The organism is Amycolatopsis sp. FU40 (assembly GCF_021903635.1).
Taxonomy (GTDB): domain Bacteria; phylum Actinomycetota; class Actinomycetes; order Mycobacteriales; family Pseudonocardiaceae; genus Amycolatopsis; species Amycolatopsis dendrobii.
Genome location: NZ_CP091381.1, coordinates 2,025,711 through 2,049,110, shown reverse-complemented (window position 1 = coordinate 2,049,110; position 23,400 = coordinate 2,025,711). Strand labels below are relative to the sequence as shown.

The following is a 23,400-nucleotide window of genomic DNA, read 5'->3' as shown; positions in this document are numbered from 1 at the left end:
CTGCGAGCCAGATTAGACACGACATAGTGTCGAGTCAAGCGACAACTTGTCGATTTAGCGGAGATGTGCGGCGAGCTCCGCGGAATCGGTACCGGAGAAGGGTTCTCGGACAGCCCGCAGGACCGTGTCGATCCCCGCGCCCAGCACCGGCTCCGCGTAGGAGCGGAACTTCTCGATCACGGACACCTGCACCCGCTCACAGCTTTCTGCGGACACGACGCGTCCGTCCGTGAGCCGGACTGTCACGCGTGCGTCCCGGCGCGCCGGAAAAGCCGCGTCCGCAACCGGATCCACCGCCACGGAGATCCGCGCGGCCAGCTTGGCCAGCCCAGGATCGAGCGCTCCGGCATAGCGTTCCGGACGGATTTCGCCGTCGGTCAGCGCGGCCGCCACGGCGAACTGCAGGCTCATCTGCCGGGAAATCGGCGCGGTCAGCGCAGTCGCGTTGGCACAGCCCGGATAGCGGGCCGCCACGCCGGACGTGTGCACCGTCGCTTCGACGACCTGCGCGGGGTCGATTCCTTGGGCAGCAAGGGCGATCGCCGCGTCGATCGGTTCCTGAGTCAAGGCGCACGACGGGTGCGCTTTGAAGAACGTCTGCGAGATCGCCATCCGATCCAGCCGGACGTCCGGCGGTCCTGCTTCGTCACGCGCACCGCCGAATGCCTGGCGCAGGCCGAAAATCCCGTCCACCGCCGACGTCGCACCCGTCGCGCCCTCCCCCGCGAGCAACGCGGCGACGACGCCTGCTCGCGCGGCTCCGGCGTTCTGGAAGAACACCTCGGCGGTCCCGTCGCGCGCCCACTGGCACAGACCCGCGGCGGAACTGGCAGCAATACCGAGCGCGTGCGCGGCAGCGATCGGTTTGAGCCCCAGCAAATGCGCGGCCGCCGCCGCGGCGCCAAAGGGACCGAACACGCTGCTGGCCCGCCATCCGCGAGCACCGAACTCCTCGGTCAGCACCGCGGCCGAAACCTGGGCAATGGCCTCGTAGCCGAGCACGATCGCCCGCAGCAGCGCGGGCAACGGCGAGCGGAGCCGCTCCCCGATCGCCAGCGCCGCCGGAATCACCACCGTCCCGGGATGCACGCGGCTTTCGGCATGCGTGTCCTCGTGCAGCAACGCGTGGCAGGCAACGGAATTCGCGAACACCGCGTCCGTGAGCCCGCTCCGCAGGCCGTCGGTCGCCCAGATCGTGGCGTCGCCGCTGCCCGCGATCGCCCTGGCCTGCCTGGCCCACGGCAGGTCGCGTCCGCCGTAGGCACAGGCCAGCGCGTCGAGGAGACAGGTACCGGCTTGGTCGATCAGTTCGCCGGTGATCCCCGGGGCCGCGGTGTCGAGTTGCTCAGCGAGATCGGTGAGCAACACGGGTCACACCCCTTCGCGAGACCGCTCGCTGACCGCCGGGGCCGGCTCCGAGTCCACCACCCGCTTGGCCGCCCGCCGCACGAACAACGCCGCGACTAGGCTCACCAGCGCGCCGAACATCAGGAACAGCGCGGGCGCACGGTTGTCCCCGGTGACTTGCACGAGCGTCTGGCTGACGTACAGCGCCGGACCGCCCAGCAACGTCGCCGCCAACGCGAACCCGACCGCGAACACGGTGGCGCGCACCCGCGCCGGAAGAACCTCCACGTAGGACGCCGGAGCCACCGCCGTGTACAACGCGGGCAGGACGCCAAGCAGCACCGTCATCGCGATGGCCGCGCCGAGGCTTTTCGCCGAGGAGAGCCCGATGAACAGCGGATAGGCCAGCACGAAGGTGCCCGCGGAAAGCCCGAGCAGCATCGGCCACCGGCCCCACCGATCCGACAGCGGTCCGCCCAGCGCGACCAGCACGACCGCCACCGCAATGCTGATCACCGTGGCCAAAGTGGCTTGCGACTGCGAGAAACCCAGACGGATCAAGTACGTCTGCGCGTAGGTGAAGGCGATGTAGTAGCCGACCTGCTGGAACGCGGCGATGCCGAAGATCAGCACGATCAGCCGCCAGTGCGCGGCGAACGACTCCTTGACCGGAGAGGCGGGCACCTGCGTGCGGTTCTCCAGCGCCCGGAACTCGGGGGACTCATCGAGCTTCGAACGGATGTAGAGCCCGACCAGGCCGAGCGGCAGGGCCAGCAGGAACGGGATCCGCCAGCCCCAGCTCGCCATCGCCGCGGGCGTCAGGAGGGTGCTCAGCAACAGCACCGTGCCCGCGGCCAGCAGCAGGCTCGCCACGCTGCCGATCTGCACGCGGCTGGTCATCGCGCCGCGCTTGCCGCGCGGGGTGAACTCGGCGGCGTAAGTCATGGCCGTGCCGTACTCGCCGCCCGCCGCGAGCCCCTGCAGCAACCGGAACAGCACCAGCAGAATCGGCGCCCACACCCCGATCGACGCCACCGGCGGCAGCACGCCGATCGCCGCCGTGCTTCCGGCCATCAGCGCGACCGTGGCCACCAGCGCGGGCTTGCGCCCGATCCGGTCCGCGATCGAGCCGAACAGCAGCGAACCCAGCGGCCGCACCACGAAGGCGACCCCGAACACCGCGAAGGCCGACAGCAACGCGACACCCGGCTGCTGCGCGGGGAAGAACAGTTTCGAAAGGACGACCGTCAGGAAGCCGTAGACCGCGTAATCGTAAGTCTCGACGGTATTGCCGATGGCGGACGCGAAGACCACGCGCCGCATCAGCGCCGGAGACGGAGCGGAGACGCCAGGACTGGAGGACATAGGGGGACGCTCCCGAGTCATCGTTGACAGGTGGGCGAAGACCGGCGTCTTCCCTGTCGACGCCTCGACACCAGGCGGGCAGGCCGCACAGGGCTGCGGCCGTACTCGCCTGACCTGCGCGTTCACTGCCGGCGCAGGTGTCCCCCGAAGAATAAGGACGACACTGTGTCGAGTCAAGCGTCAAGCTGTTGATCTAGGTTCGGGTCAGTCGCGCTCCAGCCCGAGCGCGTCGACCCACAGCCCGGTCACCACATCGAGCAGCTGCGTCCGCTCGATCGCGAACACCTTCTGCACGATCGCGCGGAAACACACCTGGTCGAGCTGCACCATGAGCAGTTCGACCCGCAGCCGCCGCTCCTCGCGCCGAGCCTCCGGGAACTGGACCAAGTACTCCTCCAGGCCGCCGGCCAGCTGGTCGATCTGGTCCTTCCACCGGGCCGCGACCTCGAGGTCGCTGGCCATCGCCTCGTGGATCGCGGGCAGCAGCGCCGCCTGGCTCTCCCACCAGGACAGCGCCCCGTCAAGCCAGGCGCGCACGCTCGCCGCCTTGCCCTCGGCGAGCGCCCGCCCGAGCAGCGACCAGTACTGCGCGCTCTGGTCCTCCCGCACCGCGCGGTAGACCTCGGTGAACACCTCGGCCTTGTTGGTGAAGTGCAGGTAGAACGTCGCCCGGTTGACCTTCGCCGCCTTGGCGATGTCGCCGATCGACGCCTGTCCGTACCCCCGCTCCTCGAACACCTGCCGCGCTGCGGTGATGATCCGCTGCCGCGTCATCCTCCGCTGCTCCTCGCGCACCGAAAGCAGCTCCGTCGATTCATTCGACACGTTGTCGCCCACGCGCCGATGGTAACGCCCTGCGACTTGCCTTCGTCGTTCGTGCGCCGGCTGCGGGAACCCGCTCACGCCGTCCGGTGCCCCAGGTCAGTGCGCGTGGGCAACGAAACCGACCAGGAACTCAGCAAACACGACTGCGAGGACGATCGCGAAGGCCAGGAATCCCAGCGCCCAGCGGCGTGCGTTGAGCAACGGCAGATCATGGGCGACGGTCTCGGACGGCGGTTCGGCAGGAGAAGCCATGATCTCAGAGTTCCTTCCGGTAGACGATGTCGATGACGACCGCCGCGATCGCGGCCGCCGCCACGCCGATGCCGACGAACACCCAGCCCGCACCGCCGGCTCCCGGCCCGGAGTACCAGCCTTCGGCGTAGATCAGCACGAGGACTGCGAGCAGAAGCGCGCACAGCACGATCAGCCCGGAGAGGCGGCGCAGCTTGGCGCGGGCGCTGCGGCGCAGGTACGCGTCGGCGAGCGCGCCGTCGTCGGTCGAGTCCGATGTGGACATTCGGGCAGACATGTGGTCTCCGTTCTGGGTGCGGTGGTTCAGGAGCGCAGCCGGGCAAGGTGCGCTTTGGGTTCGGTGACGATGAAAAGCGTGCCGACGATGGTGATGGCCGATCCGACGATGACGTACGTGCTGAACGGCGCACCGTAAACGGTTAGCGAGAAAAAGGCGATGAAGAAGAACGCGAGAGTGTTGGTGAGCACGCCGCCGCGAACCGCACCCGCGTAAGAGATCCCGATGTAGTAGCCCATGATCATCCAGATCGCCCAGCCGAGCCCGATCACCGCTCCGATCGCCACGAGCCGCGGTTGCGCCCAGGCGTCGACCGCGATCCGCCGTCCCTCCGGGAACAGCACGACGAGCAGGACGTCGGCGATCAGGAGTTCGAGGAACGCCCGCCACCACAGGAAACTCTCCGGCGGCATGAGGTCGGTGCCCGCGGTGATCGCGAAGCTCTCGAACCCCCAGGTGAGCACGGCGGCAACGATGACGAGCAGACCGACCAGGAAGTACCAGCCGTGCGTCGGCGCGCCGAGTTCGCCGCCGGAGACGGCGAGCCAGATCCCGACGGCCAGCGCGGCCAGGCCGAGCACCGTGGAGGCGCGCAGGATGCGTTCGCGGTACAGCACGGCCGCGACGATCGCGCCTACCACGCCGGCGAGCCCTCCGATGGACCCGGCGAGCGCGCCGCCGATCAGGCCGGACGCGGCGGCGAAGCACAGGTCGCCCACGAATCCGCCGACGGCGACGAAGAGGTTCCACCAGCTGACCCGGTGCCCGAGGATCCGGCCGGTGTCGCGCCAGGTTCCGGTGACGAGCAGGAACACCGCGATCGCGAGGACGCCGAAGGGCACCTGCAGTGCGGCCACGAGCGCGAAGGCGCCGGTCGGCTGCTGCCGGTCGAACGGCGGGGTGGAGACGATCGAGCCCAGCAAGCCGAAGGCGAGGCCGAGCGCGGGAGCGGCGAGGATCGCGTAGATCATCCCCATCCGGGTCTTCTTGCCGTCGGCCAGGCGGGACCGTTCGGCCAAGTCGGCCGCAGAGCCTGAGGCGCTCATGCTTGCCTCCCCGCGGGGATTGGCAGTTCGACCGGCAGGTACCGCCGAAGGTCGAGCTGGTACTCGACGAGCCGCCTCGCGGACGCGGCCAGCGCGTAGCGGCGCAGGAGATGGCCGCGATGGCTGCGCTGCCCGACCACGTCCAGCCAGCCCACAGTGGACAGACCGACCAGGCCCTCGCGCAGCCCGGACAGTTCTGCGTCGCGGTAGTGCTGTCGCAGCGCCCCGAACAAATGGTGCTCCCACAGGCCTTGCTCGCCGAGATGGTAGAGCACCATCACCGCCTGCATCTTCGGTGCCGGTTTCATCGTTGAAACTCCTTCGCGGTGGACTAGTGGCAGGAACGAGGACAGGTCAGGCCCGCCAGACGGTTTTGACGTTGACGAATTCCCGGATCCCGTGCGCCGACAGCTCGCGGCCGTAGCCGGAATCCTTGGTCCCGCCGAAGGGGACGCCGGGGAACGAAGCGGTGAGCCCGTTGACGAACACTCCCCCGGCTTCGATCTCGCGGGTCGCGCGCTCGATCTCGTCCGGATCGGCGGTCCAGACGCTGGAGCTGAGCCCGAAGTCGGAGTCGTTGGCGAGCCTGATCGCCTCGTCGAGATCGGCGACGCGGTGCACGCAGGCGACCGGGCCGAAGCATTCCTCGCGGTACAGCCGCATGTCCGGCGTCAGTCCGGAAAGGACGGTCGCGGGATAGAAGAACCCCGGCCCGCCCGGCGTCCGGCCGCCGGTCAGGACAGTCGCGCCCTTCGCGATCGCGTCGTCCACGAGTTCTTCGACGTCACGCCGCCCGCGTTCGGTGGCCAGCGGACCGAAAGTCGTTGCCGGGTCCCGGGGATCCCCGGCAGTCGTCGCCGCCATCCCTTCGACGAACCGTGCGGTGAATTCGTCGTAGACATCAGCGTGGACGTAGTAGCGCTTCGCGGCGATGCAGGACTGCCCGGAGTTCTGTACCCGCGCGGTCACCGCCGCTTCGGCGGCCTTCGCGAGGTCCGCGCTCGGGAGTACCAGGAACACGTCAGAGCCCCCGAGTTCGAGCACGGTCTTCTTGATGTTCCGCCCCGCTGCCTCGGCCACAGCGGAGCCGGCTGCCACGGATCCGGTCAGCGTCGCCGCGCGGATCCGGCGGTCCGCGAGAAGCGGAGCCACCTGCTTCGCTTCGATGAGCAGGGCGGGGAAAGACCCGGCGGGGAATCCGGCGCGGTCGAAAAGCTCTCCGAGGTAAAGAGCGCATTGCGGGACGTTCGAGGCGTGCTTGAGCAGCCCGGTGTTCCCGGCCATCAAAGCGGGCGCGGCGAAGCGAATCGTCTGCCAGAGCGGGTAATTCCAGGGCATGACCGCGAGAATCACCCCGAACGGCTCGAAGCGGACGGCGAGGTCCGCGGCGCCCACAGCCGCCGGGTCGACCGGCCGTTCCGGCTCGAGGTACCGCTCGGCGTGGTCGGCGAAATGGCGCAGGCCGGCAGCCGACTTGAGCGTTTCGTAGCGCGCGGAGGCGAGCGTCTTGCCCATTTCCGCGGTGATCAGCTCGGCGACGTCGTCGACCTCGGCCTCCAGCAGGTCGGCGGCGCGGTGCAGCCACGCCGCGCGCTGGCCGAAGGTGGTGCCGGCCAGTTCGCGGAACGCGGTCTGCGCCGCGGCGATCCGGTCCTCGACCTCGGCCGGGGTGTGCGCGGCGAACTCCTTGCGGACGGTTCCGGTCGTCGGATCGACACTGGCGATCGTCATGGCTTTCCTTTCCTGGACAGTTCCGGGCGCCCGCCCGGCGGGCGCGAAGGTGATCGACGGGCAGGTCAGTGCGCTGGCATCCGGCGGGCCAGCCTTTCTCCGGCACGGCGCAGGTAGAGCGCCGGATCGGCGGTCGCCTGGGCCTGGTCGCCGGCGAGTTCGGAGAGGTCCGCGGCGGCCTGGAACAGTCCCGTGATAGGCGCGGCGATCCGGCCCGCGACGAGGAGCGCGGGCACCCGCGCCGCGGCCGCGAGCGCGGACACGTGGCCAGCGAGTTTTCCCGACCGGGATTGCGCGTCGAACCGGCCCTCCCCTGTGACGACGACGTCCGCGCCCGCGACGGCGGCAGGCAGCCCGGCCAGTGCGCCGACGAACTCGCTTCCCCGGGCCAACTGCGCTCCCCAGGCCAGGAGCCCGAACGCGGTCCCGCCCGCCGCGCCGGCCCCGGGCGCGGCCGGATCGGCGTCCAGCCGGTCGGCGAGCCGCCGGAGATTGCACTCGGCGGCGGGGAGATCGGTCGGCGAAAACCCCTTCTGCGGACCGAAAACCGCTGCGGCGCCGGTAGGTCCGAGCAGCGGATTGGTCACGTCGCTGAGCACCGTCACACCCGCGCGCGGCAGGGGGCGGAGCCCTGTGCAGTCAATGGTTCGCAGCTGTGCCAGACCGCGATTTCCTTGCGGAACCGGGTTTCCTGCCTCGTCGAGCAGCCGGGCACCGAGCGCGGTGAGGACCCCGGCGCCGCCGTCCGTCGATGCGGACCCGCCCAGGGCGAGCAGAAGCCGGGGCACGCCGGCGTCGAGAGCGGCGGCGATCGCGCGGCCGAAGCCGAGCGTGTGCGCCGTGGCGGGGCGGGGCCGGTCGAGCAGCGTGAGGCCGCTGGTGGAGGCGAGTTCGACAACGCCGGTGCCGTCGGGCAGCAGAAGCCAGTGCGCGTGCGCCGGGCTGCCGTGCGGCCCCGGCACGGTGACCGGCATCCTGCGCGCACCGGGCACGACCGCGGCGACCGTGTCGAGAGTGCCCTCTCCTCCGTCGGCAAGCGGCAGTTCCCGCAGCTCGTCGTGCCGGCGCGCGGCAGCCCAGCCTTCGGCCAGCCACCGGGCGGCGTCGGCCGCGCCGGCCGAGCCCTTGAACGAGTCGGGTGCGACGAGCACGCGCAAGGCTCGTTCTCCGGCCGTCATCCCGGCACTCCCGCCGCACCGTCGAAGGTTTCCGCCGCCCGCCGGGCCACGCGATCCGGGTCGGCCCGCCAGAGGTCCTCGTTGAAGATCTCCACTTCGACGTCGCCGCGATAGCCGGCCTTCTCGACCAGCTCCGAGATCGACGCCAGGTCGACGTGCCCTTCGCCGGGCAGACCGCGGGCGAGCAACACGTCCGGCGGCAGCGGCGTGATCCAGTCGCCGACCTGGTAGGAGGCGATCCGGCCGGTCAGCCCGGCGCGGCGGATCTGGTCGCCGAGGCACGGATCCCACCACACATGGAACGTGTCGACCACGACTCCGACGCGGTCCGCAGGGAACTGCTCGGCGATGTCGAGCGCTTGCGCCAGCGTCGAGATCACCCCGCGGTCCGCGGCGTACATCGGGTGCATCGGTTCGATCGCGAGCACCACCCCGGCCGCCGCCGCGTCCTCGGCGAGCACGCCGACCGCGTCCCGCGCCCGGCTCCGTGCCCCGGCGAGGTCCCGGTCGCCCTCGGGGAGACCGCCCGCCACGAGGACCAGCACCGGAGCGGAGCCCGCCGCCCCGGCCGCGGCCAACGCGGCGGTTTCCTCGATCGCCCTGCGGTTTTCGTCGAGCGCTGCCGCCGTGTCAGGCCCGGTGAAGAACCCGCCGCGGCACAGGCTGGACATCCGCAGTCCTGAATCCGCCAGCATCGCTGCCGCCGTTGACAGTCCGACGGCGCCCACCGGTTCCCGCCACACTCCGATCGCCGGAATGCCGGCTTGCCGCGTGACGCGCAGCGCGGTCGCGAAGTCCGCGTGGCGGATCGTCGCCTGGTTCAACGACATCCGCGGGTGCGCGGTCACGCCGGAACCCGGTCGTCGAGGCCGTGCACGGCGAGCAACGAGGTCCACCGCCGCGCGGCCAGTTCGGGATCGGTCAGCGCTCCTGCCTCGTCGGCGAGCCGGAGCGCGGCGGAAAGGTGCGGCAGGCTGCGTGCTGCGTGCAGGCCGCCCGCCATCGCGAAGGCCGGCTGGTGGCCGTTGAGCCAGGAGAGAAAGGCGACCCCGGTCTTGTAGAAGGCGGTCGGCGCGGCGAAAAGGTGCCGCGCCAGGGCTTCGGTCGGTTCGAGGACGCGCCGGTATTCCGCGGAATCGTCCGCGTCGAGCGCCTGCAATGCCGTGGCCGCCAACGGAGCGACGGCCGCGAAGGCGCCGAGCAACGCGTCGCTGTGCGCTTGGCCGTCGCCTTCGATCAGGCTGACGTAGTGGTAGTCGTCCCCGGTGAAGAGCCGTACGCCGTGCGGAAGCCGGGCGCGGAGCGCGATTTCGCGGCCCGGGTCGAGCAGGCTCATCTTGATCCCGCGCACTTTGTCGGCGTTTTGGTGCACGATCCGGAGTACGGTCGCGTCCGCTTCGGCCCCGAAGTAGCCAGCGAGCTGAGGGTCGAACGCCTCGCCGAGCCAGTGCAGGACGACCGGGGCACCCGCCCGCGCGAGCACCTCGCGGTACACCTTCTCGTAGTCCGCGGCCGACGTCGCAATGCGCGAGAGATGCCGACTGGCCATCAGGACGACACCTGCACCGCGGTCTTCGGCGTAGTGGAGCTGGGCGACATAGGCGTCCACGATTTCGCTCAAGGACAACACTTCTTCAGTCAGGTGATCGGTGTTGACCCCGACCACCAGCGCTCCGCCGACCGACGCCGCCTCAGCCGCGCTCCGGGCGATCAACTCGCGCGTGGCAGCCGCGTCGAGTCCCATGTTGCGCTGGGCCGTGTCCATCGCGTCGGCTACGCCGAGCCCCCAGGACCACAGGTGGCGGCGGAACGCGAGCGTGGCGTCCCAATCGAGGTCCGCGGGTGCACCCGGCACGTTCTCCGCGGTCGCGCGAGGGACGACGTGCGCCGCGGCGAAGGCGATCCGCGACCGCGACGGACTCTCCGGACGTTTCAGCGCGGGAGGAGTCCGCAGCTGGTAACCAGTGACCCGGGCGGCCGAGTCGATAAGAGCGACTTCCGTCATTTCGCCGCTCCGTTCGCCAGCGCCACGCGCGGTGCTTCAAGCGGCGGAAGTTCGACCCGCGCACCGGTGCGGGAGCTCTCCAGTCCCGCTTCGGCGAGCCGCACCCCGCGTGCTCCGGCGAGAAGGTCGTACGGGTGCGGATCGCCGTCGACCACGTGCCGGACGAATTCCTCCCACTGGACCCGGAAACCGTTCTCGAACACCTCGTTGTCCGGGACCTCGCTCCAGTCGGCTCCGTAGTCGTGCGCGTCGGCGAGGTCGGGGTTCCACACCGGACGGGGCGTGCCGGTCCGGTGCTGCGCCCGGCAGCCGAACAAGCCAGCGACCGCGCTGCCGTGCGTGCCGTCGACCTGGAATTCGACGAGTTCCTTGCGGTTCACCCGCACCGCCCAGCTCGAATTCAGCTGCGCGACCACGCCGCCGTCGAGTTCGAAAATCGCGTACGCGGCGTCGTCCGCGGTCGCGGAGTAGGACGCGCCGTTCTCGTCGAACCGGGTCGGGATGTGCGTCACCGCCCGCGCGTAGACCGAGCGGACTTCTCCGAAGAGATTCTCCAGCACGTAATTCCAGTGCGGGAACATGTCGACGACGATTCCGCCGCCGTCCTCGGCCCGGTAGTTCCAGCTCGGCCGCTGCGCGGGCTGTCCGTCTCCCTCGAAGACCCAGTAGCCGAACTCGCCGCGCACGGACAGGATCCGGCCGAAGAACCCGGACCGCACCAGCCTCGCCAGCTTGCGCATGCCGGGCAGGTAAAGCTTGTCGTGCACAACGCCGTTGGGCACGCCGGCCGTTTGGGCGAGCGCGGCCAGTTCCAGCGCCTCGGGCACGGTCTCGGCGGTCGGCTTCTCGGTGTACACGGCCTTTCCCGCGGCGATCGCCCGCCGCAGCACCGCCACCCGCGCCTTCGTGACGAGAAAATCGGCGTAGACGTCCCATCGGTCGTCGCCGAGCGCGGCGTCGAGGTCGGTGGTCCAGTCCGCGATGTCGTGCCGTCGCGCCAGTTCGGCAAGCTTCGCGCCGTCGCGGCCCACCAGCAGCGGACGGACCTGAACCCGCTCGCCTCCGCGAAGCCGCACCCCACCCTCGTCGCGCAGCGCGAGGACGGACCGGACGAGATGCTGCCGGTACCCCATCCTCCCGGTGACGCCGTTCATGATGATGCCGATGCTTCGCTGAGCCATGGATTCTCCTGGGGATACGTCGTCGGATCGGCCCCGGCCGGAGCGGGGTCTGCCGCGGTCTGCGCCTTCCCGTCCAGCTAGGGCAAACGCACTGGGAAAGCGCTTTCCAAGCTAGAGAACTTCGCCCATCCGCGTCAAGCCCCGCCGCCGGACATCCGAGCTGCGATTCCGGAAAGCGCTAGCATCGCGACCGTGAGTCGCCGACGTACGCCGAACCCCGCCGAGCCCGAAGAAGCCGCGGCCACCCTCGCCGACGTCTCCGAGCGGGCGGGGGTTTCCCTCGCGACCGCTTCGCGAGTGCTGAACGGCAGCACCCGCCAGGTGAAAGAAGCGTTGCGAGCCAAGGTTCTCGCCGCCGCGGCGGAACTCGACTACTCGCCGAACGCCCAGGCACAGGCGATGGCCCGCGGCAGCACCGCCACGCTCGGGCTGATCGTGCACGACATCGCCGACCCGTACTTCTCCAGCATCGCGGCCGGAGTCATCGCCGCCGCGGGCGAACGGGGCCTGCTGGTCACCGTCGCCAGCACTCAGCGCGACCCGGCCGCCGAGCTGCGCCACGTGGAACTGCTGCGCAGACAGCGCGCGCAGACGGTGATCCTCGCCGGTTCACGAGTCGACGATCCCGCACTGCTGGACCCGATGCGGGCGATCCTGCGGAAATACACCCACGGCGGCGGACGAGCCGCGTGCATCGGGCAGGACGGGCTCGGAATCGGCACCGTCGTCGTCGAGAACCGGCTGAGCGCCGCCGCGCTCGCCGATGCGCTCCATCGCGCAGGACATCGCCGATTCGCAGTGCTGGCGGGGCCGCCCTCGCTGCTCACGGCCCGCGACCGGGCCGAAGGGTTCGCCTTCGGATTGTCCGAACACGGCGCGGAACCCGAGGACGAACACCAGATCTCGTGCGACTTCACGCGTTCCGGCGGGTACGACGCGACCAAGGCGCTGCTCGAACGGGCCGAAGGCAAACCGCCGGTCGACTGTCTGTTCGCGGTCAACGACGTGATGGCGCTGGGCGCTCTCGCGGCGGCACGGGAAGCGGGCCTGCGGGTGCCCGAGGACATCGGCATCGCCGGGTTCGACGACATCAGCCCGCTCCGGGACGTCGTTCCCGGCCTCACCACCGTCCGCCTCCCGATGACGGACATGGGCGCGGACGCGGTCAAGATCGCCCTCGACGAAGCGGCCGAGACCCCGCGCCGCCATCGCGTACGGGGCGAAGTCGTCCTCCGCGACAGCACCCGCTCTTCCGCTGGCTGACCGCGCGGCGCCCGGCAGCCGCCAGTCCGCCCGTCACGCCGACGACTGCGTCTCGCTCGGATCAGGGCCGCCTCTTGCATCCGGGAACGACCTCGCCTACGGTACGCCGGAAAGCGCTTACCAACGGCGGTGTGCGAGAGGAATCCGATGGAGCAAGCTGACGTCCTGATCATCGGCGCGGGAGCGTCGGGCGGGGTCGCCGCGGGAGCACTGACGAAGGCCGGATTCGACGTGGTGTGCCTGGAACAAGGCGACTGGCCCGACCGGGCCGGCTACCCGGCCCAGCGCGAAACGTACGAACTCGAAGCGCGCAAACAATGGTCGGCCAGCCCGAACATCCGGCAGAACCCCGCCGACTACCCCGTCGACGACTCGCATTCCGCGGTCGCGCCGCTGATGTACTCGGGAGTCGGCGGAAGCATGATCCTTTACGCGGGCGACTGGCCACGGTTGCTGCCGTCCGATTTCCGGGTGCGCACGCTGGACGGCGTCGCCGACGACTGGCCGCTTCGCTACGCGGACCTGCAACCGTTCTACGAACGCACGGACGCGGCGTTCGGCGTGTCCGGCGCGGGCGGGGACCCGGCCTACCCCGACGGTGCCGAACCGCCCCTCCCGCCGCTGCCGATCGGCCGGATCGGTGCGCGGATGGCCGAAGCGCACGACAAGCTGGGGTGGCACTGGTGGCCGGCCGCGCAGGCGGTGCTGTCCGCACCGCACCGAGGGCGGCGGCCGTGCGTCCAGTTCGGATCGTGCATGCAGGGCTGTCCGGAAGGCGCCAAGGCATCGACCGACCTCACCCACTGGCCCGCCGCGGTCGCCGGCGGCGCGCGCCTGCTGACCGGGGCACGCGTGGCCCGGATCCTGATGTCCGCCAACGGACTCGCCACCGGAGCCGAATACGTCCTCCCGGACGGATCCTGGCATTCCGTCCGGGCCGGCGTGGTGATCATGGCGGCCAACGCCATCGGCACGCCGCGGATCCTGCTCAATTCGGCCACGCCCGCGCACCCGGACGGACTCGGCAATTCCAGCGGCCTGCTCGGACGGCGGCTGATGGTGCACCCGTTCGCCAACGTCACCGGGTACTTCGACGAGGACCTGGAAAGCTGGCGGGGCCACGTCGGCGCGAAGATCACCTCCTACCAGTTCTACGAAACCGACACCGACCGCGGTTTCGTGCGAGGCGCGAAGTGGAGCCTCGCCCCGACCGGCGGCCCGCTCAACGCCGCGCTGCCGACCCGCGCGGGCGAGGAGGTGTGGGGCCCCGCGCACCACGAGCACGTCCGCCGCCATCTCGGCCGGACCATCAGCTGGGGCATTTTCGGCGAAGACCTGCCCGACGAGGAAAACCGCGTCACGGTCGGCACCGGGCTCGCCGATTCCTCCGGCATCCCCGCGCCCCGGATCGACTACTCCGTCAGCGAAAACTCGCGCCGCCTGCTCGATTTCCACATCGCACGGGCCACCGAGTCCTTCCGCGCAGCCGGGGCGCGCGACGTCGCGACCGAATCGCTCATGCGGTATTCCGGCTGGCACCTCCTCGGCACCGCGCGGATGGGCACCGACCCGGCGACGTCGGTAGTCGACGAGTACGGGAAATCCCACGACATCCCCAATCTGTACATCGTGGACGGCAGCGTGTTCGTCACCTCCGGCGGCGTCAACCCCACCAGCACCATCGCCGCGCTCGCCCTGCGCACCACGGAACACCTGATCTCGAACCGCCGGAACCAGCCCGTCCCCGCCTGATCGGAGCACTCATGCTTGCGACACCGGACCACCACCTGCCCGGCGAGTGCCGCGACTGGCTGCGAGCACTCGCCGACGACCTGATCCCCGCAGCCGGCCCGATGCCCTCCGCCGCCGCGGCCGGCATCGACAGCGAACAGCTCGACGTCGTCCTCCGAGCCCGGCCGGACCTCGTCCCCGACCTGCTCCGCGCGTGGACTGCCACCACCGGGCTGCCTGCCGGCGCCGCCCTCAAACACCTGCGCGACCTCGACGACGCCGGGTACCAAGCAGTCCTGCTCGCGGCCGCGGGCAGCTACTACACGAACCGCGAGGTGCGCGAACTTCTCGGATACACCGGCCAACAGCCCCGTACCGTCCACATCGCCGAGGACATCGACGAGGACCTCTTGCACCGAGTCGTCGAACGCGGCCCGATCTACCGGCCCGCGTGATCGCCGCCCGGACCGGAGCGGCAGCCGCCGTCTCGCCGGGTACAGAGAACGACCACAATGCGGCCGGCTGAGCGGACGATTCGTTCTCCGCGGGCGACGAATACCTCGTAATGCCGGAGGCTTCGGCGGGGTGCCGCGAACCGGACGACGCGTTGCGCCGCCGCACTGGTGCGCGTGCAGCGGCTCGGCGTGCTCAATAGGGGCAACAGCTCTGGTGCCGGCTGGGCGAGATGATCGCGTCACGAGAGGGCCTCGTCGTCACAGGGCCAATCGCAAGTATTCGGCAAGGCGGGACACCGGCTGGCGGACTGTAAGTGTCGCTTTCACGCGGCGACGAACTGCCTCGTCGCCTCCGACGCGGCCTTGTCGCCCAGAGGATTCGGCACCGGCACGGCCGGTCGGCACCGCGGCGCCGGTGCCCGCGGCTCGGGTATCGGCTGTACATCAACAACCGCCTCAAGAGGTGCGGCCGGCTGTTCGGCGGCGTGCCCCTCGGCCAGCCGTCGTCTTCGTCCCGCTCAAAGAATTCCGACCCTGTTTGGACAGCCGACGGTAGTTATTCCTGCACGAACCTCTACTTTTGGAGCACTGTTTTGGCAATAACCAGGTCTTCCCAGGCCATGCCGCCGGACCGGAAAACGCGTCGCCGGCCCGATTTCACTGGCCTTTGCCCGGTTACGATCTCATGGAGGGGCACAAGGTCGCTGATGTCGCCGGCACTAAAAGCATCCGAAATGTCGGCGGCTTCGCGAGTGGCGGTGCGGACGTCTTCTACGACGTTTCGTGCGCCGTGAAGAGTACGGCCGTCGAGTTCGCGCGCGTCCGGAGTGTGCGAACCCATCGCGATGACGGTCGCAGCCTGTTCAGGTGGGCAACGCCGCGGCAGGACAGTATCGGTGTCCATTCAGCAGTGCTTGGAGCCGAGGAACCGGGCGAGGTTCGCGCCAGCGATTCCTCGGACCTCGTTCTCGTGGTGTCCGGCGGCGAGCAACGCGTGGCTGATCAGAGGAAGCCCCGCCGGTCCTTCGAGTCCGGGAACGAGGATTTCGGTGTTGGTGCCCTCGATGATCAGCGGTCGGTAGCAGGCAGGGACCTTTTCCGCGAACAGGTCGGCGACGAAGTCGGAGCCGATTCCGGCCTTGTCGGGACCGGCCAGCTCGGCGACGCGTTCGAGGTGTGCGACGACGTGGTCGAGTGTCGGCGGCTCTGCGGTGAGGTATCCAGCGTAAAGGTTCACGCAGACGAGGCCGCCCGTGGCGGCGATGCCCCGAATGTGGTCGTCGGAAAGGTTGCGGTGGTGATGGTGAACGCTGCGGGCGCTGGAGTGGGTCGCGATGACGGGCCGAGCAGCCAGCTCGAGCACGTGGTCGATGCCGGCGGATCCGAGGTGTGAGACGTCGATCGCCGCCCCGAGGGATTCCAGCAGTGCGAGCGCCTCGACGCCGGCGCGGGTGAGGCGGCTGCCGGCACGGTCTTCTCCGGATCCGTCGGCCAGCGCCGTCCGGCCGAAGTGGGTGAAGGACACGATCCGGACGCCGAGGCGGACGAACGTCTGCAGGAGCTCGAGGTCGGTGTCGATCTGCGGGCATCCCTCCAGCGCCAGGACCAGTGCGATGCGGCCGGACCGGATGGTCGTGTCGATGTCGGCGCCGGTCCGGCACAGAGCGACCAGATCCGGATTGCCCTCGGCGATGCGGTGTGCCGCTTCGACCATTCGGAGGCTTTCGCGCAGGGCACCCTCCGGCCGGAACTCGTTGTCGACGAAGACCGGCAGGACCTGCAGATCCACTCCGCCGGCACGCAGCTGCGGATACCAGACGTCGCGGAAATACGAGGCCCAGCGCTGCGGTGGTCGACGGGCGACGAGCATCAGCAGGTCGTTGTGGGCGTCGGCGACCAGCGCGGAGGTGTGGAGCCGGTGGCCCGCTGTGGGCGACGCGGTCACCACAGGACCTCCTCGCGGCGGTCTTCGCTCCCGACGAGCCGGGCGACCGTGACCGCAGTTGCCGGGGCGAGCGTCATTCCGAGGGTGCCGTGCCCGGTGGCCACGATGAGATTGCGGCCGGTCCTGGCCACTCGCGGAAGTCCGTCAGGGGTCATCGGCCGCGCCGCGCGGACGATGCTTCCGGCGGGCAGGTCACGCAGCGCCGGGACGAGCCGTTCGGCAGCCTGCCGGATCGCGGTCGCGGCCGGGTGGTCGTCGCGGGCTGACGGAGTGCCGCCGATCCGCATGCCGCCAGTGATCCGGATCCGCCCACGCAGGGGGTTGAAGACGACATGGTCGTCGAGCCCGATCATCGGCGTGCTGATCGGATTTCGCATCGCGGGCAGGTCGACGCTCCAGCCCCAGCCCGGCTGAACCCCTCGTCCCCCCAGCCGTCCGGCACCGGTGGCGAGGACGTAGGTGGTGGCGCTGAACTCGCCGAGTCCGGTCCGGACCGCGGCGACTTCGCCGTACCGGCGGACCAGGCCGTTGACTCGGGTGCGGCGGACGACGGCGCCGCGCTCTTCAGCGGCAGCCAGTGCCGCGCGTGTCGTCGCGGCCGGATCCAGCGAGGAGTCGCCGGGAAAGAACACCGCGCCGGCCAGCCCCGGATCGAGCTCCGGCTCCTGTGCGCGCAAGTCGTCCCGGGTCAGGACCTCGTAGTCAACGCCTTCCTTCGCCAAAGTCCGGGCCAGGACCGCCTTTCGCCGGAGGACGGCTGGACTGCGCGCTGCCTGGAGCCACCCTCCGCGGGCCAAGCCGAGGTCGATGCCGGTCTCCGCGGCTAGGCCGGCGTATGCGTCCGCGGCCGCGCGGGCCGGAGCGACCAGCCGCGCGGCGATACGACCGGCCCGGCCCGGGCGGGCCGCGACCGTGAACCGGGCCAGCCACGTCAGGACTGCTGGAGACATCGAGCCGATACTGATCAGCGGGTTCTCGCCGGTCATCCCGCGCACGCCTTCCCACCAGGTCGAGGGGGCGGCCATCGGCCTGGTGAAGCTGGGAACGAGCAGGCCGGCGTTGCCGATCGAGGCGCCGCGGCCGGGCTCGGGGTCCAGGAGCACGACCCCATGCCCTCGCCCGGCGAGCTCCCGGCCGATCAGCGCGCCGACGATGCCCGCGCCGATCACGAGGACGTCGGTGCGGGCGCGCTCAGGCGACACGGCGCAGCATCCGGAGTGCGGTGTGCAGGCGGCCGGCCCGCCCGCGGTCGAAATCCATGAAGCTCACCTCGGTCTCGAAGGCGCCGAAATCGGCCCAGAAGGAGTCGTCGTCGCGGTGGTTCAGGTCGGTTTCCGCGCCGTTGAGGGGATTGGTGATCAGGAGCCTGCCGCCCCAGGCGGCGCGCACCGTGACTCCGAACGCGGGTGAGACGTACTCGCCGGCGTATCGCTCCGGGTGGCCGGGTCCGCAGCCGGGCAGGAGCGCGGGCCGGCGGTAACCGAGGGTCTCGCGCAGGACGTTCTTCCCGAAGGCCCAGCCCTCCGGGAAGTTGGTCAGCACGGCCAGCGCGACGCCTCGGTCGGGCTCGACGTGGACGAACGCACTCGTTCCGCCGATGTGCTGAGCTGCTCGGGAGGGCCCGGTGGCGGGAAGGGCCCAGCCCAGTCCCCAGCCTCGGAAATGCAGCGGTTCGCCGGGCAACGGGGCTTGCAGGCGGAGCATCTCGTCGGCCATCCGGCTGGGCAGCAGTTCGCGTCCGTCTTGGGCGCGGCCAGTCGCGCAGGCGAGCACGAGCCGGGCCGTGTCCTCCGCAGTGGCGTGCATGGCCGCGCCTGCCGGGCCGAAGAGCGGGCTCACCGGCGGCCAGAGGTCGCCGGCCACCAGCGCGCCGTCCTCGCCGAGGACGTGTCCGGCGACCGCGTCGGCTGGTGCGGTGAAGACGGCGGAGGAGATCCCGGCCGGCTGCAGGATCGCCCGCTGCGCGGCCTCCGTCCAGCTCCGGCCAGTGAGGTTCTCGATGAGCCGGCCGAGTACCACATAGCCGGTGTTGCTGTAGGAGAAGCTCTCGCCGGGCGCGGTCGCGGCGGGCCCGGCAGAGGCGTCGAGCAGGTCGCCCAGCGAGGCTGAGCCGTCCCAGGCATCGGCGAGGCCCGAGGTGTGGGATAGCAGCATGCGCGCGGTGATCGAGGTGCCGCGGGGGCCGAGCGCGCGCAGCTCCGGCACGAGAGGGGCGACGGGAGTGTCGAGGTCGAGCTTGCCTTCGGCCGCCAGCCCGCAGACCACGGCGGCTACGACGATCTTGGTCACCGATCCGAGAGGGAACAGCGTGCGCGAGCCGACCCGAGCACCGCCTTCGGTCCGCTCCACCCCGATCGTGGCGCACCGTGTCGTTCCGTCGATCAGACACGCGGATGCTCCGGCCACGGCGTGCCCCGAGGCGGCTCGTCCCACGGCGGCGTCGAGCGCGGTGAGGCCAGGATGTGCCGTCACGCGGGTTCTCCGATCGCAGTGGCGGCGCGGGGCAGCCGGGCGGGCAGTGCGATGCTGAGCAGCACCGCGGCCAGGCTCACCCCGGCGGCGAGCAGGAACGCCGACTGAAAGCCAGCCCAAGCAGGCGTTTCCGCGGCCGGAGCGGTCGACTGTGCCAACAGGACGGCACCCAGCTGGGCACCCAGTGCCCCGCCGATGCTCTTGACCACGAAGACGAGTCCGCTGACGCTGGCCGTCCGGTCTTCGGGCACCGTCGCCACCACGATGTTCATCGCCCCGGTCAGCCCGAAGCCGACGGTCAGGCCCGCCAACGCCGTGGAGACGAGGATCAGCCACGGCCGCCCCGGCGCGGTGAGGAGCACGAGCGCGGCGGCGACCATCGCCACGGCGCCGACAAACATCACGCCCCGGGTGCCGATCACTCGTTCAAACCGGCCGGCGAGCGGGGCGACGGCCGTGCCGACGACACCCAGCGGCACGAGGTAAAGCCCGGTAGACAGGGCCGAACCGCCGAGCCCGTAGCCGGTCGTCGGCGGCAACTCCACCAGCATCGGCACCAGGACGAAGACAGCGAAGGTGCCAAACCCGACCACGAACGCCACGGCGCAGGTCAACAGCACCGCGCGCATGCCCAGCAGCCGGAGGTTCACCAGGGGCTCGTCTGTTCGCAGCTCGACCGCGGCGAACACGCCGAGGACCGCCACGCCCGCCACGAGCAGGCTCAGCACGAGTGGCGAGCCCCAGCCGGCTTTGGAGGAGCGCGAGATCCCGATCAGCAGCAGCGCGAGTCCAAACGCAAGCAAAATGGCACCGGTGAAGTCGATCCGGCCGCGCCGGGCCGGCGGACACGGCGGGACGACGGCCCACGCCACCGCGAACGCCGCGACGAGCACCGCGAAGGGGATCCAGTACAACCAGGTGCAGGGCAGCACCTCGAGGATCGGACCCGCGATCACGAGCCCGACCGCGGTGCTCGACGCCGCTGTCCCCACGATCAGCCCGTTGCCTGCGGCGACGCGCCGGGCGGGCTGGGTGTCGCGGATGATGCCCACCGACAACGCGACCAGGCTCAGCCCCACGCCTTGCAGGACCTGTCCGGCAGTCAGCAGGGCGACGTTCGTGGCGATCGCGGCGAGCAGGGTGCCCAGGCCGACGACCGCGAGCACGCCCAGCAGGACGGTCCGCTTGTCACGGACATCGGCCAGACGTCCCACCAGTGGAGTGGAGACCGCACCGGCCAGCAACAAGCCGGTGAAGACCCACGCGATCTCCGGCGCCGAGGCGCCCACCGCGTGCTGGATCGCGGGCAAGGCCGGCGACAGCATCGTCTCCAGTGTCGAGTACGCGAACAACGCCGCGGTGACGACGCACAGCGTCGCCGCGACGGCCGCGCGGCCAGGGGAAGGCACAGTTGTCATCGGAAACCTCCGATTGGGGGCAAGCGGGCAGCTCTGACCACTTATATACGCACCGTATTTCCGATACGATACGTATCTGTGGTACGAAGAGTATATGAATGCGCCGAGCCGTCAAGCCCCCGAATCGAGCCGGGAGCGGAGGCGCCGCGAGACGCGGTCCGCGCTGTTGCAAGCGGCGTACGAGAAGTTCCGCGACGTGGGCTACGGCTCCGCCTCCCTGGAAGCCATCGCCGCGGAAGCCGGATTCACCAAGGGCGCGCTGTACGGCAACTTCAGCAGCAAGGAGGAGCTGTTCCTCGCATTGGCCGAGGAGCGCGCCGAGTCCCTGCCCAGCGAGTGGCGGCACATCGACCCGGAGAGCCTCGGACGAGAGGAAGTTGGCCGGGCCGTCGGCTCCTGGCTTGCCGACGCCATTCGCCGCCGACGCGGCTGGTTCCTGGCCAGCGCCGAGTTCTCCATCGTCGCGGCGCGAAACCCCGAACTGGCCGCACGGCGCCTCGCCGCCCTCCGCCGCACCCATCGCGAACTCGGCGAGGTGCTCCTTCGCTACGACCGGTCCGCGACGGCGGATCCCCTGCCGCTCGGCGTGCTCGCGATGGCACTGATCGACGGCGTCATCATCAACGCGGCACTCGATCCGGACCTGGATGTCGCCTCAGTTGTCGCAACCGGTCTGCAACGCCTGCTGCCCGACGGTCCCGGCGAATCCTGACTTCCGGCGGACCATCCCGTGCCGACCAGTTCCCGGCGTGAGGTGAACCGCCCCCCATCTCTTTTCGTATCCCTGGCACGCCAGGCGGTTTCCCTTTCGTCTCAACCGCTTCGCCGAGCCGGGATCGAACTCCCCGCCACCGCATCGTCGACACCACGACCGACTCATCATCACGCGCCGCCACCCCGACGACGCTCCATCCCAAACTCCCACCGCACCGCAAATCCGCAGCTCAGAAGCCTCACTGACCTGTGGGGTTTCAGGGGTGCCTCCCCGGGAATTCGAACTCACACCGCGGAACAGCCCACCGCGAGCGACCCCGCCGCATGAGTCCCCCGGTCAGGATGCGTGCCTTGACACACCCCTGATTGCGGCTGCGGAGGACGTCGTGACCGGTCGAGACCTGACGGCAGAACAGATCGTCGGCGCGCTTGCCCTGCCCAGCCCCGGAGCATCGCCCCAACTAGAACCGTTACCCCTCACGGCCATCCGGTCAGAGCCAGACAACTCCATGGCATATTCGCTGGGCCACATCGACCGGTCCGGCCGCATTTCCGCCCCCGCACTGCTTACCAACCTCGGCTGGTCCGTCGGCGACCACCTGAACATCACCGCGCTCTCCGACACCCTTGTCCTCACCCGGACACCGCACGGAACCCATTCCGTGCGCAGTACACAGTTCGTCCTGCTACCGCACTCAGCAAGAAACATGGCCGGTATCCGGCCCGGCGAAACCGTGCTCCTCGCTGCGGCACCCGAATACGATCTTCTGCTCGCGCACGCCCGAACCGCCCTTGCCGCCATGATCAGCACCCACCTGCGCTCACGCCTGGACTCGAGTCCTCGATGACCGCCGACGCCGCCCTCGCCGCCGCAAACCTCGTCATCGACAAACTCGGTGTCTCAGCGGAACAACTTCTCAGCGGCACGATGACGTCGCCCTGTCCGGCCCCGACCTTCGCTGACTACATTCCGCGAGTCGCGCGCGCCGTCTCGCCAGGGGCCCGCCGCACATACCAGCCCTACTGGAACCTCCTGCTCCAGGTACGGCCCGACCGGCCGATCACCGAGCCGACGCCAACCGAATTCCTGCACCTGTCCGCCCACGTGAAAGCCGAAGCACAGATCCGCCGCAACCACCGCGGTGGAACCAGCGCCGCCGAACACTTCATCGCCGCCGCCCGATGCCTCTACCGCCACGCCGAACTCGACCGCATCATCACCCACCCCGACAACCCGGCCGCCCACATCCCCAAACCTCGGCGACACCCCTCGCTCCGCCGCGCCCTGACCAACACCGAACTGCACTCCATCAACACCGCCGCCGCCGGAGGAACCGACCCGCAGCTCGACACCCTTCTGCTCCGCCTCCACACCGAAACGGCCTGCCGCCGAGGCGGAGCACTCGCCCTCACCGAACACAGCCTCGACCCCGACCAACACCTCGTACTGCTCAAGGAAAAAGGCGGCACCACCCGCTGGCAACCCGTCTCCCCCACCCTCATGCACGCCCTGCTCGACCACGCACGGCACCGCCCCGCCGGTACCCCCGACACGCCGTTGCTGCGCTACCGCACCGGGAAACCGATCACCCGCCGCCGATACGACAGCCTCTGGAACCGCATCGGCCGCGCGGAACCTTGGATCGCACGCCACGGCATCACGACCCACTGGCTCCGCCACACCACCCTCACCTGGGTCGAACGCCACTTCGGCTACGCCACCGCCCAGGCCTATGCTGGACACTCAACCCAAACCAGCCCGGCCCATGCCACCAGCACCGCCACATATGTCAAAGCCACGATTCACGACGTCGCGACCGCCCTCGCCGCACTGGCCGGCGAACCCCACCCACTCGCCCACGACAGCAACGCATCCGCATTCCCATTCGAACCGAAGAAATCTGATTGGCTCGCAGCATGACGAATTTCCTCTCACGGGGAATTCTCGCCAGCAACCGTGATCGAGTCCCCCTCAGACACACACGCTAGACACACGGGGAGAGGCGGTCACTATGGCCGCCTCTTTTTCATTGTCATAGCTCAGCTGCACGCCGAGATCCCGGTAGACCTGCGTGATCCGCAGCAACCGCAGAGGCAGCACCACCCTCGCGGCCGACCGACTGAGCACGACAAGGGTCGCCGCAGACGGCGGGTCGGGCCAGCCAGGACTGGTCGCTTGGGCGGCGACAGCGAGT

Annotated in this window: 23 protein-coding genes; 6 read left to right on the top strand and 17 right to left on the bottom strand. The window is 70.0% G+C overall.

All coding sequences use genetic code 11. From position 1 onward, the window contains the following. Positions 1-54 precede the first annotated feature (54 nt). The 12 genes from L3Q65_RS10355 to L3Q65_RS10300 all read right to left on the bottom strand — a co-directional run bounded on the left by L3Q65_RS10355 (position 55) and on the right by L3Q65_RS10300 (position 11,207). Entirely contained in the window at positions 55-1,368 is a 1,314-nt protein-coding gene (locus L3Q65_RS10355; protein ID WP_237599495.1) for an MmgE/PrpD family protein, read from the bottom strand. A 3-nt stretch (positions 1,369-1,371) separates the two neighbouring features. Continuing rightward, entirely contained in the window at positions 1,372-2,712 is a 1,341-nt protein-coding gene (locus tag L3Q65_RS10350; protein ID WP_220508208.1) for an MFS transporter, read from the bottom strand. Between the two features lie 204 nt (positions 2,713-2,916). Beyond that, entirely contained in the window at positions 2,917-3,549 is a 633-nt protein-coding gene (locus tag L3Q65_RS10345) for a TetR/AcrR family transcriptional regulator (RefSeq protein ID WP_182894872.1), read from the bottom strand. Between the two features lie 84 nt (positions 3,550-3,633). After that, on the bottom strand, positions 3,634-3,789 hold the full coding sequence (locus tag L3Q65_RS10340; RefSeq protein ID WP_158242562.1) for a hypothetical protein: 156 nt from the start codon (positions 3,787-3,789) through the stop codon (positions 3,634-3,636). A 4-nt stretch (positions 3,790-3,793) separates the two neighbouring features. Then, on the bottom strand, positions 3,794-4,066 hold the full coding sequence (locus L3Q65_RS10335) for a hypothetical protein (RefSeq protein ID WP_143271475.1): 273 nt from the start codon (positions 4,064-4,066) through the stop codon (positions 3,794-3,796). Between the two features lie 26 nt (positions 4,067-4,092). After that, positions 4,093-5,112 (bottom strand): DMT family transporter, encoded by a 1,020-nt coding sequence (locus tag L3Q65_RS10330; protein ID WP_237599494.1) that lies wholly within the window; start codon positions 5,110-5,112, stop codon positions 4,093-4,095. Next, positions 5,109-5,420 carry a hypothetical protein gene (locus tag L3Q65_RS10325; protein WP_182894875.1) on the bottom strand — a complete coding sequence of 104 codons (312 nt, stop codon included), beginning with the start codon at positions 5,418-5,420 and terminating at the stop codon, positions 5,109-5,111. Before L3Q65_RS10325 ends, L3Q65_RS10330 begins: the two co-directional genes overlap by 4 nt. A 46-nt stretch (positions 5,421-5,466) precedes the next feature. After that, a complete protein-coding gene (gene aldh / locus L3Q65_RS10320; protein ID WP_237599493.1) occupies positions 5,467-6,843 on the bottom strand; it encodes an aldehyde dehydrogenase AldH in 1,377 nt (458 codons plus the stop codon). A 65-nt stretch (positions 6,844-6,908) separates the two neighbouring features. Then, positions 6,909-8,021, bottom strand: a complete 1,113-nt coding sequence (locus L3Q65_RS10315; protein WP_182894877.1) for a glycerate kinase — start codon at positions 8,019-8,021, stop codon at positions 6,909-6,911. Then, on the bottom strand, positions 8,018-8,869 hold the full coding sequence (locus L3Q65_RS10310) for a sugar phosphate isomerase/epimerase (protein WP_237599492.1): 852 nt from the start codon (positions 8,867-8,869) through the stop codon (positions 8,018-8,020). Before L3Q65_RS10310 ends, L3Q65_RS10315 begins: the two co-directional genes overlap by 4 nt. Further along, positions 8,866-10,026: a DUF993 family protein gene (locus tag L3Q65_RS10305; RefSeq protein ID WP_237599491.1), complete on the bottom strand. Its 1,161-nt coding sequence runs from the start codon at positions 10,024-10,026 to the stop codon at positions 8,866-8,868. The genes L3Q65_RS10310 and L3Q65_RS10305 overlap by 4 nt, the downstream gene beginning before the upstream one ends. Next, positions 10,023-11,207 carry a Gfo/Idh/MocA family protein gene (locus L3Q65_RS10300; RefSeq protein WP_237599490.1) on the bottom strand — a complete coding sequence of 395 codons (1,185 nt, stop codon included), beginning with the start codon at positions 11,205-11,207 and terminating at the stop codon, positions 10,023-10,025. Before L3Q65_RS10300 ends, L3Q65_RS10305 begins: the two co-directional genes overlap by 4 nt. Before the next feature lie 192 nt (positions 11,208-11,399). On the opposite strand from L3Q65_RS10300, the gene L3Q65_RS10295 reads away from it, so the two are divergent. From L3Q65_RS10295 to L3Q65_RS10285, 3 genes are all read left to right on the top strand, one after another. Continuing rightward, the gene (locus L3Q65_RS10295; RefSeq protein ID WP_237599489.1) at positions 11,400-12,470 is read left to right on the top strand and encodes a LacI family DNA-binding transcriptional regulator; all 1,071 of its coding nucleotides are present in this window, start codon (positions 11,400-11,402) and stop codon (positions 12,468-12,470) included. 147 nt (positions 12,471-12,617) lie between these two features. Further along, the gene (locus L3Q65_RS10290) at positions 12,618-14,222 is read left to right on the top strand and encodes a GMC family oxidoreductase (protein WP_237599488.1); all 1,605 of its coding nucleotides are present in this window, start codon (positions 12,618-12,620) and stop codon (positions 14,220-14,222) included. Between the two features lie 11 nt (positions 14,223-14,233). Then, positions 14,234-14,656 (top strand): hypothetical protein, encoded by a 423-nt coding sequence (locus L3Q65_RS10285; protein ID WP_237599487.1) that lies wholly within the window; start codon positions 14,234-14,236, stop codon positions 14,654-14,656. A gap of 574 nt (positions 14,657-15,230) precedes the next feature. On the opposite strand, the gene L3Q65_RS10280 is transcribed toward L3Q65_RS10285, so the two are convergent. From L3Q65_RS10280 to L3Q65_RS10260, 5 genes are read right to left on the bottom strand one after another with little or no spacing between them, the layout of a single operon-like run. After that, entirely contained in the window at positions 15,231-15,560 is a 330-nt protein-coding gene (locus L3Q65_RS10280) for a hypothetical protein (protein ID WP_237599486.1), read from the bottom strand. Further along, on the bottom strand, positions 15,561-16,601 hold the full coding sequence (locus L3Q65_RS10275; protein WP_237599485.1) for a dipeptidase: 1,041 nt from the start codon (positions 16,599-16,601) through the stop codon (positions 15,561-15,563). Beyond that, entirely contained in the window at positions 16,598-17,803 is a 1,206-nt protein-coding gene (locus L3Q65_RS10270) for an FAD-binding oxidoreductase (RefSeq protein WP_237599484.1), read from the bottom strand. Before L3Q65_RS10270 ends, L3Q65_RS10275 begins: the two co-directional genes overlap by 4 nt. Then, positions 17,793-19,073, bottom strand: coding sequence for a serine hydrolase (locus L3Q65_RS10265; RefSeq protein WP_237599483.1), 1,281 nt, complete (start codon positions 19,071-19,073; stop codon positions 17,793-17,795). The genes L3Q65_RS10270 and L3Q65_RS10265 overlap by 11 nt, the downstream gene beginning before the upstream one ends. Next, entirely contained in the window at positions 19,070-20,491 is a 1,422-nt protein-coding gene (locus tag L3Q65_RS10260; RefSeq protein ID WP_237599482.1) for an MFS transporter, read from the bottom strand. The genes L3Q65_RS10265 and L3Q65_RS10260 overlap by 4 nt, the downstream gene beginning before the upstream one ends. Positions 20,492-20,585: 94 nt before the next feature. Here L3Q65_RS10260 and L3Q65_RS10255 point away from each other — a divergent pair, with 94 nt between their 5' ends. The 3 genes from L3Q65_RS10255 (at position 20,586) to L3Q65_RS10245 (ending at position 23,126) form a co-directional block, all read left to right on the top strand. Continuing rightward, positions 20,586-21,203, top strand: a complete 618-nt coding sequence (locus L3Q65_RS10255) for a TetR/AcrR family transcriptional regulator (RefSeq protein ID WP_182894887.1) — start codon at positions 20,586-20,588, stop codon at positions 21,201-21,203. A gap of 388 nt (positions 21,204-21,591) precedes the next feature. After that, positions 21,592-22,053, top strand: a complete 462-nt coding sequence (locus L3Q65_RS10250; RefSeq protein WP_237599481.1) for a hypothetical protein — start codon at positions 21,592-21,594, stop codon at positions 22,051-22,053. Next, positions 22,050-23,126 carry a site-specific integrase gene (locus L3Q65_RS10245; RefSeq protein WP_237599480.1) on the top strand — a complete coding sequence of 359 codons (1,077 nt, stop codon included), beginning with the start codon at positions 22,050-22,052 and terminating at the stop codon, positions 23,124-23,126. The genes L3Q65_RS10250 and L3Q65_RS10245 overlap by 4 nt, the downstream gene beginning before the upstream one ends. Positions 23,127-23,400: the final 274 nt, after the last annotated feature.

Coding starts and splice junctions, on each gene's coding strand:
- L3Q65_RS10260 (WP_237599482.1), bottom strand. CDS start 20,491: ATGACAACTGTGCCTTCCCCTGGCCGCGCGGCCGTCGCGGCGACGCTG.
- L3Q65_RS10315 (WP_182894877.1), bottom strand. CDS start 8,021: ATGACGGCCGGAGAACGAGCCTTGCGCGTGCTCGTCGCACCCGACTCG.
- L3Q65_RS10330 (WP_237599494.1), bottom strand. CDS start 5,112: ATGAGCGCCTCAGGCTCTGCGGCCGACTTGGCCGAACGGTCCCGCCTG.
- aldh (WP_237599493.1), bottom strand. CDS start 6,843: ATGACGATCGCCAGTGTCGATCCGACGACCGGAACCGTCCGCAAGGAG.
- L3Q65_RS10305 (WP_237599491.1), bottom strand. CDS start 10,026: ATGACGGAAGTCGCTCTTATCGACTCGGCCGCCCGGGTCACTGGTTAC.
- L3Q65_RS10300 (WP_237599490.1), bottom strand. CDS start 11,207: ATGGCTCAGCGAAGCATCGGCATCATCATGAACGGCGTCACCGGGAGG.
- L3Q65_RS10285 (WP_237599487.1), top strand. CDS start 14,234: ATGCTTGCGACACCGGACCACCACCTGCCCGGCGAGTGCCGCGACTGG.
- L3Q65_RS10290 (WP_237599488.1), top strand. CDS start 12,618: ATGGAGCAAGCTGACGTCCTGATCATCGGCGCGGGAGCGTCGGGCGGG.
- L3Q65_RS10340 (WP_158242562.1), bottom strand. CDS start 3,789: ATGGCTTCTCCTGCCGAACCGCCGTCCGAGACCGTCGCCCATGATCTG.
- L3Q65_RS10255 (WP_182894887.1), top strand. CDS start 20,586: ATGAATGCGCCGAGCCGTCAAGCCCCCGAATCGAGCCGGGAGCGGAGG.
- L3Q65_RS10245 (WP_237599480.1), top strand. CDS start 22,050: ATGACCGCCGACGCCGCCCTCGCCGCCGCAAACCTCGTCATCGACAAA.
- L3Q65_RS10325 (WP_182894875.1), bottom strand. CDS start 5,420: ATGAAACCGGCACCGAAGATGCAGGCGGTGATGGTGCTCTACCATCTC.
- L3Q65_RS10350 (WP_220508208.1), bottom strand. CDS start 2,712: ATGTCCTCCAGTCCTGGCGTCTCCGCTCCGTCTCCGGCGCTGATGCGG.
- L3Q65_RS10280 (WP_237599486.1), bottom strand. CDS start 15,560: ATGGACACCGATACTGTCCTGCCGCGGCGTTGCCCACCTGAACAGGCT.
- L3Q65_RS10335 (WP_143271475.1), bottom strand. CDS start 4,066: ATGTCTGCCCGAATGTCCACATCGGACTCGACCGACGACGGCGCGCTC.